The organism is Chitinophaga sp. SYP-B3965 (genome assembly GCF_009647655.1).
In the GTDB taxonomy this organism is placed as follows: domain Bacteria; phylum Bacteroidota; class Bacteroidia; order Chitinophagales; family Chitinophagaceae; genus Chitinophaga.
Window position 1 is genome coordinate 514878 of sequence record NZ_WJFD01000002.1, and the last position, 14256, is coordinate 529133.

The window sequence follows — 14256 nt, forward strand, 5'->3', positions numbered from 1 at the left end:
TCCACCAGGGGGCATATTACATGCCCCCTAATGGTTTTTCTTGCTTTGAAAAGCAATCCTTAATAACCGGGATTCTGTGAAAGATTGGGATTAACAGCCAGATCGTTTACGGGTATCGGGAACAGCAGGTTCTTTGGATCATCAGCCGGTTTCAACTGCCATATGGCGAGATACTTGTTGAAACGGATGAGATCATGCCTGCGCCATCCTTCCCAATAGAATTCACGGCCGCGTTCATCGAGCATTATATCCAGTGTTAATGTGGCCAACGGTGTAGCTTTGCGCTTCACACGCAGATCATTCACAATGGGTAATGCGCCGGCTGCATTGCTGCGAAGCAGGGCTTCTGCTTTCATCAACAATACATCTGCATATCTCAGGATCACGTAATCATTGTTTCCGTTGTTGCTGTTGGAGCCGCCGGGTGTGATCATATCCGGTGGATATTTTACTACGCGGATGCCTTTCACTTCCAGATCGTTGCCGGATTCCTGCAGGTTCAGTTCACGTGTGAAGATGAGGTTGTTGCCGTTACGGTCTTTCAGCGCAACCCCGTCTTTGTTATACTGCTGGCCAACGAGGAAACCAACATTGGTGCCGGTAAGATTTGTTACACCTGTGTAGGGGCCACCCCGGCGGGAGTCCACAGCTTCAAATTTGTCGTAGAAATCAGACACCGTTGCAAAACCATTCCAGCCTCCGGGAGTTTGGAAGTAATGCAGCGTGGGTGCCCAATGGCAGAATGCAGCATTACCTGGTCTCACAGTACTAAGGCCGGGGCCGTTTTCCTGTGTGAAGATATTTTCGGTGGACAGTACGTTGTTGTTCTGCGTAAAGTTGTCGAAGTAATTTGTAGCAATAGAATATCTGTTGCTGGTAATGATCTGGTCTGCGAGTGTCACTACCTGTTGCAGATCAGTGGCTGCAAACGTAGGTGCAGCGGGAGTTGCGAAGGCCCCTCTTTGCAGGAAACATTTCATCAGCAAAGTTTTCGCGGCATCTTTGGAGGCCACAAAAGCAGGTATTGTAGCAGAACGTTCAGGGAGATCAGGAATAATGGCCGTGAGTTCAGCAATAATAAAATCTGCGGCAGCGGCACCTTTCTTAACCTCTGGTGCTTCCAGCAGATTCGCACCAGGTTCGCGGAAAGGAACCTGTCCCCATCCTTCCAGAACAGAATACATGGATAATGCACGGAGGAAACGGGCTTCCGCTGCCTGGCGTGCTGTAGGATTAAAGTTCAATACATTGGTAGCACTGAACTGCAATAATAACAAGTTGCTGAAAGTGCCGGCGATGTTAGTTTGTTCTCCATTCCAGCTATGCGTTTTCAGCGCACGCCATGCTCCGTTATCATCCCAGTCTCCACCACGGGTTGGCGCAACTGCCTCATCAGAAGTCATTTCCTGTAATGCCCAAACGTTGCCCTGGTCCTGGTAAGGAAGTTGTAAAGCATCGTAAGCACTTTTCAACAGAGAGGATACTTTTATTACAGAATCAGCCTGGTCTTTGGTGATAGTGGAACCTAATTTTTCATCCAGCTTGGAGCAGGAAGCAAAGCCATATCCTACCAGTAATAAACAAGCTATTTTTTTATATAGATGCATGATCGTAGTTTTTAAAGTGATTAAAGGGAAAGATTGATACCGAAGATTACGTTCCTGGCAGTTGGGTAAGGTGAATACTCAATACCAAAGGAGGTAACGCCGTTTACATTCTTATCTGTATTCACTTCAGGATCAAAGCCACTGTACTTAGTGATCACAAAAAGGTTTTGACCGGTGAGGTAAAGCGATACATTTTTGAAGGTCTTACCAATGTCTCCGATAGCATAACTCAGGGTAGCATTGGTGAGTTTCATAAAGTTGCCATTTTCCAGATAACGGGTAGAAGTAGTGATCGGGTTAGATCTGTTCTCTTTTAATGTCAATAGTTCCAGGGCAACGTTCCTGGAGCCGAGGTTATTGATCGGCAATACAGTGTTGGCTGTGTTGTTGTATACTTTGTGACCGAAGGCGCCATTCATATTAACAGACAGGAACAATTTCTTGTAACCAAATTCTGTGGTGAGGCCCAGCATTTGTTTTGGATTGGGATCGCCGGAATAGTAGAAGGAGTTTCCGTTGTCTTCAAAAATACTTAAGCCGTCTTTATCCAGGCCATTGAATTTCCTTACATAGAATACGTTCAGTGGCTGGCCATTGGCAAAACGCTGAACGGTTGCTCCACTTACACCCTGACCACTGATCGAACCAGTGAGTACATTTGGTCCTGTGTAATTCTGCAATTCGTTTTTGATGAAAGTAGCATTCACACCCAGCATCCAGGAGAAGTCCTTTCCGCGGATGATATCTCCTCTCAGTTGTAATTCCACACCCTTGTTGATCACTTCACCAGGAAGGTTCACCCAGGTATTGGAAGCAGGTGCAGGAGCGATAGCCGGGAAGTTGAAGAGCAGTTTGGAAGTATTCTTGTTGAAATAATCTACGCTACCGGTGATCCTGTCCCGCAGGATAGAGAAGTCCACGCCAATGTTCAACTGTTTGGAACTTTCCCATTGGAGATCCGGATTGGCTACGTTCATTAAACCAGCGGCACCACCGGCACGGAGATCATATTGTTCCTGTGCGGCACCTGCCGGAAATTCCTGGTTACCTGTCTGGCCCCAGCCAGCACGTACAGCAAGATTTTGTATAAAGTTGCTGCCTTTCAGGAAATTTTCTTCACTCACATTCCATTTTGCGGCGAAGGAAGGGAAATAACCATACCGGTTATTCTTACCGAATTTATTGGAACCATCCGCTCTTAAAGTAGCGGTGAGGAGATATTTTTCTTTCAGATTGAATGTTACCCTGCCGAAAATAGATTGCAGTTCAGAACTCGGGTTTTCATAAGAAGACATGAAAGTATTAGACTGCGCGGCATTTTGCAGGATGCTGGTATAAGGTACCGCATTCGTTGAAAAGCCCGTGGCGCCAAGGTCTGCTCCTTTGAAATTGAAATCCTGGTATTCATAACCTACCACTGCATTCAGGTTGAGGGCAGAAGAGATCTTTTTATTATAGCTCAGGGTGTGAGAGAATAATTTCGTGGTAAGCTCTGCATTACCATAATAGGCAATCCCCTGATCCTTGATCCCCTGGATGTTGATGAAAGAAGCGATCTGTGCACGGCGGATACCAGTTTGGCGATTCACAGAGAAGAGGAAACGATATTCCAGATCGTCTGTGATCTTATAGTAAGGAGAGATGCTGCCAAGGATGTAAGAGATATCTGCTTTATCATCCCAGGCTTCTGACATCGCCAGGGGGTTGATGGGAGAGTTATCTCCTTCCGGAATGTACAGAGAGCCATCTGCATTATGGAGATTACGGGTAGGGTTCCACTGTAAAGCCTGGCCTATCAGACTTCCCAGGAAACCGGCATTATTGGAAATAGGTGCCAGCGTTTCCGTAGTATTGGAAGCCATGATGTTGAAATCAAGCCCCAGTTTTTTAGACTCCAGGAATTTATATTGACCATTGATGTTACCGGTATATTTTTTCATCCCTGTTTTGCGGATGATGCCTTCCTGGTTCATAAGGCCAAAAGAAGCACGGTATCTGCCATTTTCGCCTCCGCCGCTAACACCAACATTGAAGTTTTGGGTAAGCCCTTTACGAAGGATAGCATCCATGGCATCTGCGCTTCCACCTTCATCACCTGAGGTAAGGTTGTATTGGGCGAGTGCAGATTTATATTGATTGGCGTCCAGCACTTTCAGTTTTTTCATGATGCTGCTGACACCAACAGAATAACCGAAATCCAGTTTAGCCGCTCCCGTTTGTCCTTTTTTGGTGGTGATCATGATCACACCATTGGAACCGCGGGAACCATAAATAGCAGTAGCTGATGCATCTTTCAGTACTTCCATGGAAGCAATGTCGAACGCATTGACGAAGTTGAGCGGGTTGGCATCAGGGGTTGTACCTATAGCCGTATTTACGCCTGGGCGGGCAATCCGTCCATCTAAAGGAACGCCGTCGATTACGTAGAGGGGTTGGTTACCAGACCTTACAGAAGAGACGCCACGGATTCTTACAGTGGTTGCAGCTCCGGGGGCTCCACTGTTGTTGACAACCATGAGGCCGGCAACTTTACCCTGGATCAGTTGATCCGGGGCATTGGTGATACCCCTGTTAAAGTCTTTCGCTTTAAGGGAGGCTACGGCGCCCGTGAGGTCTTTTCTTCTTGCTACACCATAACCTACTACCACAACGTCTGCGAGGGTAGTATTATCCAGCTCAAGCGTAATATTGAAATTAGTTTTGTCTATGGCCACTTCCTGCTTCAGGTAACCGATATATGAAACAATAAGGGTTGTGGCTGAATTGGGAACATTCATTTTAAAGAGGCCATTGCCATCCGTTACGGTGCCTGAATTGGTGCCTTTTATTTGCACATTGACACCTGGAATGGCTACACCTTGAACGTCCTGGATTTTTCCGGACACGGCTTTTGTCTGGGCTAAAGCTCCTGCGGTAAGCAATAGGAGTGGGAAGAACAGAAGCGCTTTGAGTAGTCGCATTTTGATCATAACGTAGTGTTTAAGAGAGTTACTAGGATGTGTACAGGAAACCCGGTGGAATTATGCTTTCTGTACGTGGAATGAATTTTTGGTTGAAATCAGGATCAAATTAACGGGTATGCTCACAGTGGCCAATTAGTATGGTCAAAGTATAGAAATTAAAGGCCGATCAAGACGGGTTGAGCGATTTAGATATTTGATTATTAATGGGTTAATGACAAATATAAATTAATGTAATATTGACTATTTAGATCTTAATTCCCATGATTTTGTCTTCAAATTCGTCGTTTGCGACGAGGGATTTGTTCCTGATCTTGGTTTTATAGGCGTAAATGGTGTTCACGGAATATTCGAGGATCTGGGCTATTTTTTCATTTTCGCTGATACCGATCCGGATGAGGGCATAAATGCGGAGGTCAGTATTCAGCAGTTCGTTGTCTTTTAGTTTGATCTGGTCTTCTTCTTTGAAGAAGGAATTGAACTGGGCTACGAAATTGGGGAAGATCTTGAGGAAGATGCGGTCAAAGTTGCGGAACAGTTCGTCCCTTTCCTGTTTGATATTGATGTTGTTCACCAGGAAGCGGATCTCAGAATATTTATGATCCACTAATTTATGGTCTACCTGGTTCTTGAGTTTTTCAATTTTATCGATATAAGCTGATGCGATCTGGAAGCAGTAGCCGATGTATTCTTCCTTTATCTTGTTGGCTTCCAGGAGTTTGTCGTTGATCTCCTGCTGGATCAGGTTAGCTTTGGTGATGGTGTTCTGCGCCGTTTTCAGCTTTTGCACCTGTTTGAAGATGATAAAAGACATTACAATAGAGGCCAGCAGCAGGAAAGTGGCTACTGCAGAATAAACGAAAAGACGGTCCTTCTGACTTTCCACCGTGTTGATCTTCTCTCCTTCTATAATAGGAAGAATGGCGCTCACCTGTACTTTTCGTTGCCGGGCACCATAAAAAGTAGCGTCTTCCACGGCTTTTTCAATATACCGGGAGGCATTTTTTACATCCTTTGTTTTGAAAAGAATGGAGGCGAGGTTAAAAGTGGCCGTGGTTTCTTTTACAGAGCCTTTGGTATCCGCTATGGCAGATTTGGCCAATAGTTCAATGGCCTTTTCGTATTCGTTTTTGATCACATATATGAAGCCCAGGTTGGCATTTACCCTGGCCTGCTCGTGAAAAGTGAGGTCGTTTTTTGCGATGATACGGTTGAAGTAATAGAGGGAGGAGTCGAGATTTCCCTGTTTATAATATTTGTATCCCAGGCAGTCCAGCCGCTGAAAATGATTTTCCGGGTAGAGGGCAACGGCTGAATCTGTGTATCGGGCAGCTTCTTTTAAGTAAATGGGGGAATAATGCTGATCATTCACATAATCTGCGAGGTCGTAGTAATATCTGCGCATGAGGACGAAAAACTCCGCGCGCATGCTATCCGGGAGGTGATTGGTTTTGAGGGTATCCATGATCTCCGCGGTTTCGCGGAACATGCCGGAGGAGAGTAAAATGAAGCCCAGCTTGATCTTAGCGTACTGGCTGCGATGAGCGTCATGCATTTTATCTGCGATGTGCTGGAGGAGGAGGGCATAAGAAAAAGCCGAATCGTAGTGGAAGGCTTTGTAGGCATCGTAGAGTTGAAGGCACGCGTCGAACTGTTCCGGCAGTTGTTTTGCCCATGTCAGGTTATTTTTAAGTTTTTTGAGTTGGGTTAGTTTGGCATCGTCGAATGATTTTGTTTGGGCAAGGGTTTGGTTGAGCTTACGGAGTAAGCTATCCGTACCGGAATTGGCTTTCACCCCGGCGGATGCGAGTATTAAGAAAAGACTAAGCAGAATCCACTTCATATTAAATCTGGCTGCTATAAAGATATCAGAATTAAGGGTGTTTAGAAAAAAAGTTGAATTAGATTTTGCAGAAATAAAAATTTGTCTATTTTTGCAATCCCAATTTGAAACGGGAATATTCCTCCTTAGCTCAGTTGGTTAGAGCATCTGACTGTTAATCAGAGGGTCGTAGGTTCAAGTCCTACAGGGGGAGCGAAAAGGAAAAAGCCTGTAAACTTAATGTTTGCAGGCTTTTTCCTTTTATGTATCTTCAATAACAACGTAATCAACTATTAAGATGGTTTGGGTAGGCTTCAAAATTACTCCTCAATGGGTGCTCAATTTTCATCAAGACTTTCTAAATTAATATGCCTTAGTATATTTGTTTAATTGCAAATTATGAAGATTAAAAAGCTTAACATAAAGTCATATAGGCATCTGGAAAATATAAATCTTGATTTTACCTATCCAGAAGGACATCAAAAGGCGGGAAAGCCATTAGATAAAGTATGTATTATAGGGCAAAGTGCGACAGGAAAGACGAGTATTTTGGAGTTATTAAGACATAATATTTCAAAGCTAACAGAAATTGAGATTGCAAATGGAACAGAATTGTTTCAATATGACAACTTAAATTTTGATGGGGATATAGAATACTTATATAAAAATGAATCTTTAATAACCGCAAAGGGTAGAGTCATTAAGGACGGAAAAGAGTTCAGAATAATGGGTTCTGGTGGCGGGACGATAACCAATCTTATAAACGATGGATTAAGATTGTTATATTTTAGTTCTGAAATCATCTCAAAAAAGACAATTAGTATTTTTAATAAAAATCCTCTCGATATCCTTAATGTTTTACCCGATCCAGAACGCACCAATCTTAATAGATATTATAACCATTCAAATTATATCTATGAATTTTTGCAGGATATAGATGAGCAAATTTGGGTTTCACTTTTAAGTAAAATACTGGATTATAGAAAGAGATTTACTCAAATGGCTTCTGAATTAATAAATAAGGGGGCTATTGGGGATATAAATAGATTAAATAAAGAATTTGCTAAATGGTCAGTAGCTAATGAAAATCCTCTTGTTCCTTTTGCAGAATATTTTAACCCAATTTTGAGCAAATTAAACTTGGAAATCGATTTAGTTAATACCGAATATTCAATCCCTGTTAAATCAAAAATTAATGATGAAGTAATCCCTATTTCTGGCTTAAGCACAGGTACTCAAGGGTTATTACTTTCCCTATTTCCTTTGTTTCAGTTGGACACTACGGATTCGATCATTTTATTAGACGAGCCAGAAAGATCGCTTTTCCCTGATTTGCAAATTGATTTGATATCATATTATCGGACCTTTGCTCCTACCGCCCAATTTTTGGTTGCTACGCATTCGCCATTTATTGCAGCAGCCTTTGAGCCTGAAGAAAGATTTATTTTATACTTTGACAAAATTGGTAAGGTAGCTGTTCGTAGAGGAGAATCACCAATAGGAGATGACCCTAATGATATATTATCGAATGATTTTAAGGTTGACTATTATAATGATTTTGGGAAAGAGGCATACCAGCACTATTTAGATTTAAAAAGAAGAATGGCTCAAGAAACAGAACCAGAAAAAAAGAAAGATCTTCTTATTGAATTAACACAGTTAGGTGATAAATATAATTTTTAATGAGAAAAGTGCTTAAAGACACGGAATCAAAAATTATAGTAGACGAGCTGAAGTATATTCCCAGAAACTCTACGAACAACAAAAAGATCGAAGAAATATTATTGAAAGAACAGAAAAGCTTTTGTGCTTATACTGATGAATACATAAGTAGAACAGATGCAAGAGATATCGAACATTTCAATCCTACCTTAAAAGGTACGCCTGAGGATAATTATAAAAACTGGTTTTTAGTAAAAAGCCAATGGAACAAAGAAAAAAGCACTAAATGGGAGAAATTACAGCCGGTATTGCATCCAACCGCAAATGATTTGGAAGAAAGAATTATTTATTTAGATGGAGACTATTTTGCCAAATTGGATACAGATGTGGAAGCCAGCAACTTAATTAGGTTGTTGAAATTAGATGATCAGAGATTAACAGACAAAAGAAAAAAATATATAAAAAGGAAGAAGGAAGAAATGGCAATTTATAACCAAAATCCCACTACTTTTTTTACTATCTTGATAAATGATGATGCATGCCAGGTGTCTTATTTGAGAGCAATAAGGGAGGAGTTTGGGATTGACATCTGGCAAATTTTACAATGATTTGATTCACTTGGGAATCGACAAATACATCTGGATATTCCAATAATTAGTTAGATAATTCTCCTGTTAGGGAGCGAAAGAAGAAGGCTTGCATTAGTGCTGGCCTTTCTTTTTTACAGAATTTTATTTTTAGGATCGTAATAGATCATTTCTAATATCCAAAGGAAGTGCAGGTTTTCAAGAACTGATTAAAGAGTTCTGCATCATCGGATTGATCGAGTAATTGCTTATTAGCCTCAATGAGGTGAAATACTTCCGATTTAATGGCAGGGTTTTGTTCCCAGAATGATATTTTTGCCTTTGCAACCGCCTCTAACAAGTCTCCCTCGTAAAGCTCAGCTTCCAGCAACACATTTTTCTTTAGCATTTCTAACGCTAACGGTATTAAGAACTTCATGCCAATTTGCTGACTAATGAGTGTTCTGATCTGCCCAGCTGTTAGGCTACCAATGGGTATTCTTCTATAACGATAACAGCGCTCAACAAGCCCTGTGGGGAACGCTATATCTTTCCAGTAGTCATTTTCAAGTTGTTCGATTGATTTAGTAAGGATCATGATCATTTATTTATACCCCATTATTACTAAATTTAAAGTCGAAATGAAGTTTATCCGTTGGCCCGCAGCCAAGCTTTAGTAATTTGCCAGCTTTCCCGAAATGGCCTTCGTAGTGTTGCTTAAGCTTGTCAACATATAAGCTTGTCAACATATTTAATTTGCATGAGGTATCAGCTTTCGATAAATTCAATATGTTCATGGCTCTTTATTATCTCTACTAGTGCCTGATAGGCTGTTTGCCCGGCACTTACCATACTCAACTCTGTTTTGCTTTTCTCGCTACTCTCCCAAATCAACCTTATCGGTTCTTCATATTCATGAACACCAAATCCACCACGCAACAGATCATTAAATGCATCTAAATTGTGTCCGGTCGCCCATTCTATATTTTTCGTCAAGACTTTGTCAACTTCATCATAGAAGCCCTCAAGGCTTGAAAAGCGGCCACCTTTTATTGTAATTGTCTTCTTGTTAACTAACATTATGGGAAAAGTTTCTCAAATTCTATCTTAAATACGTCGGCGCTTTTAAATACCAGGCCTGGTATGATATATCTCCGTTCGGAATAAATATTGTTTGTAATTTATCATTTACACGTTACGTTGGCAAAATAGCGCTTTTTAGGATCAATCATTTTCCCGGTAGGGGAAGCGAATTAAAGAATTCTGTATATTTAGCTGAGTTCGCATTATTCCCTTACCTCCCAAAATAACGTTATGCTACACGTAGTAGATACTCCAATACCACCCGAAGGGCTCCATAACTGGAGCAATGAAACAAAAGAAAAACATGCGGATACTATTCGCAGACTGAATGAACATGAAAATGAACTGCTCAATATGCGCTTTTCCTGGTTTACGACACTGCAAGGACTACTTTTTGCAAGCCTTGGTTTTGTATGGAAGGATAATCTCCTGTTTGTGATGATCATCATCAGCGTAATGGGTATTATTGTTTCTCTCTCCTTTCTGTCATCCATCAGATTGACCCGTGCTGCGTATGAGAATCTTAGCCAATGGTGGGACCTGCATCTGGCAGACTATGACGGGCCTCCGCTGAAGGCGCTGCAACTTTCCAAAAAGATGACTTTCATCCGGTACTTTCGTCCATGGCGGATAATGCCCTGGATTTTTATTTCGGCATGGGCAATATTGCTTGTTTATAGGATACTATTCTAAAACCCAAAGATCTTATCCAACGCTATAACATGCTTCCCTGCTGTAAGAACTTTGGGAGCCTTAGCCATTTTTTCAGCAAGTACAGCAGTAGGTAATGGCCGGAATTTCCTGATCACTCCCAAACTATTCAGGAAATTTAATACACCGGCCATTATACGCTCGCCTGATCTGTCTGTGTTCTTCCGTAACAACATTCCGGGTTTGAAAACAATGTACTGATCAAATGCAAGGCTTGCGATGTCCTCCTCCAGCTTTCCCTTCATCCTGGAATAAAATACCCCGCTATTTGAGGATGCGCCATGTGCAGAGAGCAAAACCATTCTGGGAATTCCTTTCTCCGAAGCAATCCCGGCAAATTTCAAGGGAATATCATAATCGATATGCCATTGTTTCTCTTTGGAACCGGCTGCTTTCAGGGTGGTGCCCAGGCATAGGAAACATACGTCTCCTGTAATCTGCGCGCCCACCTCGTCCAGTTTGTCAAAGTCTGTGAGGATCTCCAGCAATTTGGGGTGAGTCATTCCGCTGGGGCGACGTACAAATATTACAACGGCTGTGTATGCCGGATCCTGAAGGAGGACATTCACCAGGTCTTTCCCTGTGGCCCCCGTGGCTCCGATGATCAGTGCTTTCATAGTTTTCTTTTTTTACGTTATTGGGCAGTATAACCGCCATCAATTATTAATTCGGAACCTGTTATATAACTCGCCTGATCACTTGCCAGAAATGTTACCCCATTAGCAATTTCTTCTGGTTCACCACCTCTTCCCATTGGCGTATTGTCAATAACTATTTTGTTGAGTTCTTGGGCTTGATTGTCTGTAAGCGGCGTTTTTATAAAGCCTGGGTTTACCGAATTTACGCGAATTCCGGCTTTGGCGTATGTAATTGCCGCATTTTTAGTCATAAGCCCTACTGCGCCTTTTGCTGCGTTATAGGCTACCACATTGGCAGCGCCTACTTTCCCCCAAATGGAGGAAACGTTTATAATGGAGCCGGACTTTTGTTTAAGCATTTGAGGGATGACGTGTTTCATGCCCAAAAGAACGCCTGTTTGATCCACAGCAATTAATTTATGCCATTCTTCCAGCTCTATTTCATGAATGGGTGTATAAGCAATGATTCCTGCATTGTTTACCAGTATGTCAACACGGCCTTGCTCTTTAAGGACCTGTTTTACACCTGCTTTCCAGTTTTCCTCATTGGAAACATCCATTTTGATAAAAGAGATATCCTGACCGTAGTCCTGATCTTCTTTGATATCAAAGGCATACACGGTAGCACCCTCTTCTGCGAACTGTTTTGCTATGGCAAATCCGATTCCCTGGTTTGCGCCTGTTACAATTGCGATCTTGTTTTTTAATTGTTTCATTTTATGTAGTTTTTTATTTAAACTGTTTACCTAATTGTTCAACTTTTCTTAACCAATTACTCCGCTGCTTGTCGGTTGATTTTCTCATGGATCCAAAAGTGGAGAACCTGATGGGGTTGAATCCAACGTATCCGAATACGATATCTTTCAATATCTGGTACTGCGATGCACGATAAATAAGGTGGAACCACCATTTGGGCGTATCCATTGTTACCATCAGCCGCATACTTTTTCCCTTTAAAAGTTTCTCCGGGAATATTTTTCCTGAATGATGTTTGAACGCAAAGCCGGGCAGGAATACTCTGTCAATAAAACCTTTAGCTATGGCAGGCATAAAGCCCCACCAGTTGGGATAAACCATTACTACGTGGTCGGCCCATTGGATAAGTTGCTGTGATGCGATCAGGTCTTCCTCCAGCTGCATCGCTTCTCCGTTTTTATATCCGTCTGAAAGGTTTACATCAAAATTCAGTTTGGAGATATAGATGGTTTTGCAGATAGCGCCTGCGCCTTCCGCGCCTTTTTTGTAGGCATCCAGCAACGCATTACAAAAGGAGTTTTCCGAAGGGTGTCCGAGTATGAGTAAGATATTCTTTGCCATTGCAGATCGTATTAGTTTGATACTGCAAAGCTGCTGAATAAAGGGAAGGCGTACCTGACGCAAATGCGTCAAAAAATGGTTAGTGGGCTAATTTCTGGCGGATCCGGGTAAGTGTTTGCCGTTCTATGCCAAGATAGCTGCAAAGGTGAGATAGGGAGATCCTGTTGAATAAGGTTGGGTGCTGTTCGATAAAATCGAGGTAACGTTCTTCTGCTGTCTGAAATATGAAACTCTCGATGCGGGCTTGTTGCGTCATCAGAATTCCTTATGCAATTAACCGTCCATATTTTTGAAAGACGGGTAGCTGCTGGTATGTCAATTGCATGTCTTCAAACGAAAGATAAACCATGGTGGTGGGTTCTAAACATTGGATAGAATAGCGACTGGGTTTCTGCGTAATAAACGCAGCGTAATGTGTGACATAGTCGCCTTCTGCATAGAAACCAACGGTTATTTCATTTCCATTCCCGTCAATAAAAAAGGAACGGACTAATCCCTTTTCTATAAAGCCTATGGCCTTTTGTATTTTACCTGATTGAAGGAAAAGATCTTTCTTTTTTAATTCTTTAGAAGTGAGTTTTGAGGCAAACTGAGAGAGTTCAATATCAGTCAGTTCAGGACAGATCGCCCTAACTGATTTTAAGAATATTTCTGTTCCTGTTTCCATTCGTTATTTAGCATGATAAGATAATAATTGTTATTGATAAACAGCATCGTCTTCCGGCTTTTCTTTAGTATATTTAAGTAAATGTATACCCTAAGAATCAGTTTTACCCTGTTGTTGCTTTTGGCACCGGTTTTCCTTTTTGGTCAGCAAAAGATGGATGGGCTTGTCTGGGCCAAAGATGTGCTGAGCTGGGAGCACTTTCATAAAAAATCATATACGGGAGAAGGAAAAGGCATAGCGGCGACATATATGAAGATGCTGGTGGAGGTGGCAGATAGCGTGAATGATCTGCACAAGGTAGAAGTAAAGATCTATGCTTTAATGATCCCCGGCCTGTCCTATGTTAGAAAAGGATATCAAACCAGCGGAACGCTTGCCCATGAGAGCATGCATTTTAATATCCTCGAGGTTTTCGCACGCCGGCTGAGGAAGGAGCTGTTAACAATGGAGTTTGATAAGAAAACGTATAAAAAACAAATAGAACGCCTTCGCAGGAAGAACTGGACAGCAGTAGAAAAGGCCCATAAGCAATATGATAAAACCCACCGTCAGAAGGAAGGCGGGCATGATTGGTGGGTGGTGGATATCAATAACTCCCTGGAGGAATTATCTGCTTATGCGGATCCTGTCATTTCAGTTGTTGTAAACTAACGGACTTAATAGGAGGAGGCTTGCAGCAATGCAAACCTCCTTTGTTATTTTTAGTTGGTAACCCTGGAATAGGTAGCAGGGTATAATTTTCTGAACATAATATAAGTCACAGTTACCATTACAAATGCTACAACAGCATCTACTGCGGATGAGGGCTCCAGTACACTTAATTTTGAAAGGAAGGCGAAGGTGATGTCGAAAAAGATCCCTGCAAATACCCACTCTTTTAATCTCAGGAATCTGTCAGGCGTTAAGAGAACGATAATGCCTGAAAGCTTAGCTATTCCGAGAATATAAATGAAATGCGGCGGGTAGCCTAGTTGTACTGTTATATCCCATACGATCGGGTTTTTTGTTAATTCGAAAAAGCCGCTGGCTCCAAACCATAATGAGGTTAAGACGGCCCCTGTCCAGTAAATTGCTTTTGTTGTTTTTAAATTCATGGCTGCTGGTTTTATTTGTTTAGTGAAGCGAAGTTGTTTTAAAACCAGCAGGGGTGGTAGTAGTTTATGGTGAAGTGGACAGATTGGACGGTGAGGTGGGCGTTTGGGGATTTTGTTTTAGTATCATTA

The 14256-nt window shown here is 42.0% G+C and carries 15 protein-coding genes and 1 tRNA gene; 5 read left to right on the forward strand and 11 right to left on the reverse strand.

The features are described 5' to 3' along the window. Positions 1-59: 59 nt before the first annotated feature. From GFS24_RS16295 to GFS24_RS16305, 3 genes are all read right to left on the reverse strand, one after another. A complete protein-coding gene (locus tag GFS24_RS16295) occupies positions 60-1607 on the reverse strand; it encodes a RagB/SusD family nutrient uptake outer membrane protein (protein WP_153661042.1) in 1548 nt (515 codons plus the stop codon). Positions 1608-1627: 20 nt separating this feature from the next. Beyond that, positions 1628-4576 (reverse strand): SusC/RagA family TonB-linked outer membrane protein, encoded by a 2949-nt coding sequence (locus tag GFS24_RS16300; protein WP_153661044.1) that lies wholly within the window; start codon positions 4574-4576, stop codon positions 1628-1630. A gap of 238 nt (positions 4577-4814) precedes the next feature. Beyond that, positions 4815-6410 (reverse strand): DUF6377 domain-containing protein, encoded by a 1596-nt coding sequence (locus tag GFS24_RS16305; RefSeq protein WP_153661046.1) that lies wholly within the window; start codon positions 6408-6410, stop codon positions 4815-4817. A gap of 119 nt (positions 6411-6529) precedes the next feature. Here GFS24_RS16305 and GFS24_RS16310 point away from each other — a divergent pair. The 3 genes from GFS24_RS16310 to GFS24_RS16320 all read left to right on the forward strand — a co-directional run bounded on the left by GFS24_RS16310 (position 6530) and on the right by GFS24_RS16320 (position 8659). Continuing rightward, positions 6530-6603: transfer RNA gene (locus GFS24_RS16310), tRNA-Asn, on the forward strand. 185 nt (positions 6604-6788) lie between these two features. Further along, positions 6789-8072 (forward strand): AAA family ATPase, encoded by a 1284-nt coding sequence (locus tag GFS24_RS16315; protein ID WP_153661048.1) that lies wholly within the window; start codon positions 6789-6791, stop codon positions 8070-8072. Then, the gene (locus GFS24_RS16320; protein WP_153661050.1) at positions 8072-8659 is read left to right on the forward strand and encodes an HNH endonuclease domain-containing protein; all 588 of its coding nucleotides are present in this window, start codon (positions 8072-8074) and stop codon (positions 8657-8659) included. The genes GFS24_RS16315 and GFS24_RS16320 overlap by 1 nt, the downstream gene beginning before the upstream one ends. A gap of 151 nt (positions 8660-8810) precedes the next feature. Here GFS24_RS16320 and GFS24_RS16325 read toward each other — a convergent pair whose 3' ends face one another. Both GFS24_RS16325 and GFS24_RS16330 read right to left on the reverse strand, forming a co-directional pair. Next, entirely contained in the window at positions 8811-9215 is a 405-nt protein-coding gene (locus GFS24_RS16325; protein ID WP_153661052.1) for a contact-dependent growth inhibition system immunity protein, read from the reverse strand. A 170-nt stretch (positions 9216-9385) separates the two neighbouring features. Further along, positions 9386-9697 carry a barstar family protein gene (locus GFS24_RS16330; RefSeq protein WP_153661054.1) on the reverse strand — a complete coding sequence of 104 codons (312 nt, stop codon included), beginning with the start codon at positions 9695-9697 and terminating at the stop codon, positions 9386-9388. A 234-nt stretch (positions 9698-9931) separates the two neighbouring features. On the opposite strand from GFS24_RS16330, the gene GFS24_RS16335 reads away from it, so the two are divergent. Beyond that, positions 9932-10393: a hypothetical protein gene (locus tag GFS24_RS16335; protein ID WP_153661056.1), complete on the forward strand. Its 462-nt coding sequence runs from the start codon at positions 9932-9934 to the stop codon at positions 10391-10393. Here the strand turns inward: GFS24_RS16335 and GFS24_RS16340 are convergent. The 5 genes from GFS24_RS16340 to GFS24_RS16355 form a co-directional block, all read right to left on the reverse strand. After that, complete coding sequence (locus tag GFS24_RS16340; protein WP_153661058.1) at positions 10390-11028, reverse strand: NAD(P)H-binding protein; 639 nt, start codon at positions 11026-11028, stop codon at positions 10390-10392. The two genes, GFS24_RS16335 and GFS24_RS16340, sit on opposite strands and share 4 nt — an antisense overlap. A gap of 17 nt (positions 11029-11045) precedes the next feature. Further along, the gene (locus GFS24_RS16345; protein ID WP_153661060.1) at positions 11046-11765 is read right to left on the reverse strand and encodes an SDR family NAD(P)-dependent oxidoreductase; all 720 of its coding nucleotides are present in this window, start codon (positions 11763-11765) and stop codon (positions 11046-11048) included. A 13-nt stretch (positions 11766-11778) separates the two neighbouring features. Next, a complete protein-coding gene (locus GFS24_RS16350; RefSeq protein ID WP_153661062.1) occupies positions 11779-12366 on the reverse strand; it encodes an NAD(P)H-dependent oxidoreductase in 588 nt (195 codons plus the stop codon). 79 nt (positions 12367-12445) lie between these two features. After that, positions 12446-12622, reverse strand: a complete 177-nt coding sequence (locus GFS24_RS29100; protein WP_216647437.1) for a hypothetical protein — start codon at positions 12620-12622, stop codon at positions 12446-12448. A gap of 9 nt (positions 12623-12631) precedes the next feature. Then, entirely contained in the window at positions 12632-13033 is a 402-nt protein-coding gene (locus tag GFS24_RS16355) for a Crp/Fnr family transcriptional regulator (protein ID WP_216647438.1), read from the reverse strand. Positions 13034-13114: 81 nt separating this feature from the next. On the opposite strand from GFS24_RS16355, the gene GFS24_RS16360 reads away from it, so the two are divergent. Further along, positions 13115-13684, forward strand: coding sequence for a hypothetical protein (locus GFS24_RS16360; protein WP_153661064.1), 570 nt, complete (start codon positions 13115-13117; stop codon positions 13682-13684). A gap of 50 nt (positions 13685-13734) precedes the next feature. On the opposite strand, the gene GFS24_RS16365 is transcribed toward GFS24_RS16360, so the two are convergent. Continuing rightward, a complete protein-coding gene (locus GFS24_RS16365; RefSeq protein ID WP_153661066.1) occupies positions 13735-14127 on the reverse strand; it encodes a DoxX family protein in 393 nt (130 codons plus the stop codon). Positions 14128-14256 lie beyond the last annotated feature (129 nt).

Bases quoted from the DNA above. Each gene is read 5' to 3' on its own strand.
- GFS24_RS16300 (WP_153661044.1), bottom strand. From the start codon at position 4,576: ATGATCAAAATGCGACTACTCAAAGCGCTTCTGTTCTTCCCACTCCTA.
- GFS24_RS16340 (WP_153661058.1), bottom strand. From the start codon at position 11,028: ATGAAAGCACTGATCATCGGAGCCACGGGGGCCACAGGGAAAGACCTG.
- GFS24_RS16345 (WP_153661060.1), bottom strand. From the start codon at position 11,765: ATGAAACAATTAAAAAACAAGATCGCAATTGTAACAGGCGCAAACCAG.
- GFS24_RS29100 (WP_216647437.1), bottom strand. From the start codon at position 12,622: ATGACGCAACAAGCCCGCATCGAGAGTTTCATATTTCAGACAGCAGAA.
- GFS24_RS16315 (WP_153661048.1), top strand. From the start codon at position 6,789: ATGAAGATTAAAAAGCTTAACATAAAGTCATATAGGCATCTGGAAAAT.
- GFS24_RS16320 (WP_153661050.1), top strand. From the start codon at position 8,072: ATGAGAAAAGTGCTTAAAGACACGGAATCAAAAATTATAGTAGACGAG.
- GFS24_RS16350 (WP_153661062.1), bottom strand. From the start codon at position 12,366: ATGGCAAAGAATATCTTACTCATACTCGGACACCCTTCGGAAAACTCC.
- GFS24_RS16365 (WP_153661066.1), bottom strand. From the start codon at position 14,127: ATGAATTTAAAAACAACAAAAGCAATTTACTGGACAGGGGCCGTCTTA.
- GFS24_RS16360 (WP_153661064.1), top strand. From the start codon at position 13,115: ATGTATACCCTAAGAATCAGTTTTACCCTGTTGTTGCTTTTGGCACCG.
- GFS24_RS16295 (WP_153661042.1), bottom strand. From the start codon at position 1,607: ATGCATCTATATAAAAAAATAGCTTGTTTATTACTGGTAGGATATGGC.
- GFS24_RS16305 (WP_153661046.1), bottom strand. From the start codon at position 6,410: ATGAAGTGGATTCTGCTTAGTCTTTTCTTAATACTCGCATCCGCCGGG.
- GFS24_RS16355 (WP_216647438.1), bottom strand. From the start codon at position 13,033: ATGGAAACAGGAACAGAAATATTCTTAAAATCAGTTAGGGCGATCTGT.
- GFS24_RS16335 (WP_153661056.1), top strand. From the start codon at position 9,932: ATGCTACACGTAGTAGATACTCCAATACCACCCGAAGGGCTCCATAAC.
- GFS24_RS16325 (WP_153661052.1), bottom strand. From the start codon at position 9,215: ATGATCCTTACTAAATCAATCGAACAACTTGAAAATGACTACTGGAAA.
- GFS24_RS16330 (WP_153661054.1), bottom strand. From the start codon at position 9,697: ATGTTAGTTAACAAGAAGACAATTACAATAAAAGGTGGCCGCTTTTCA.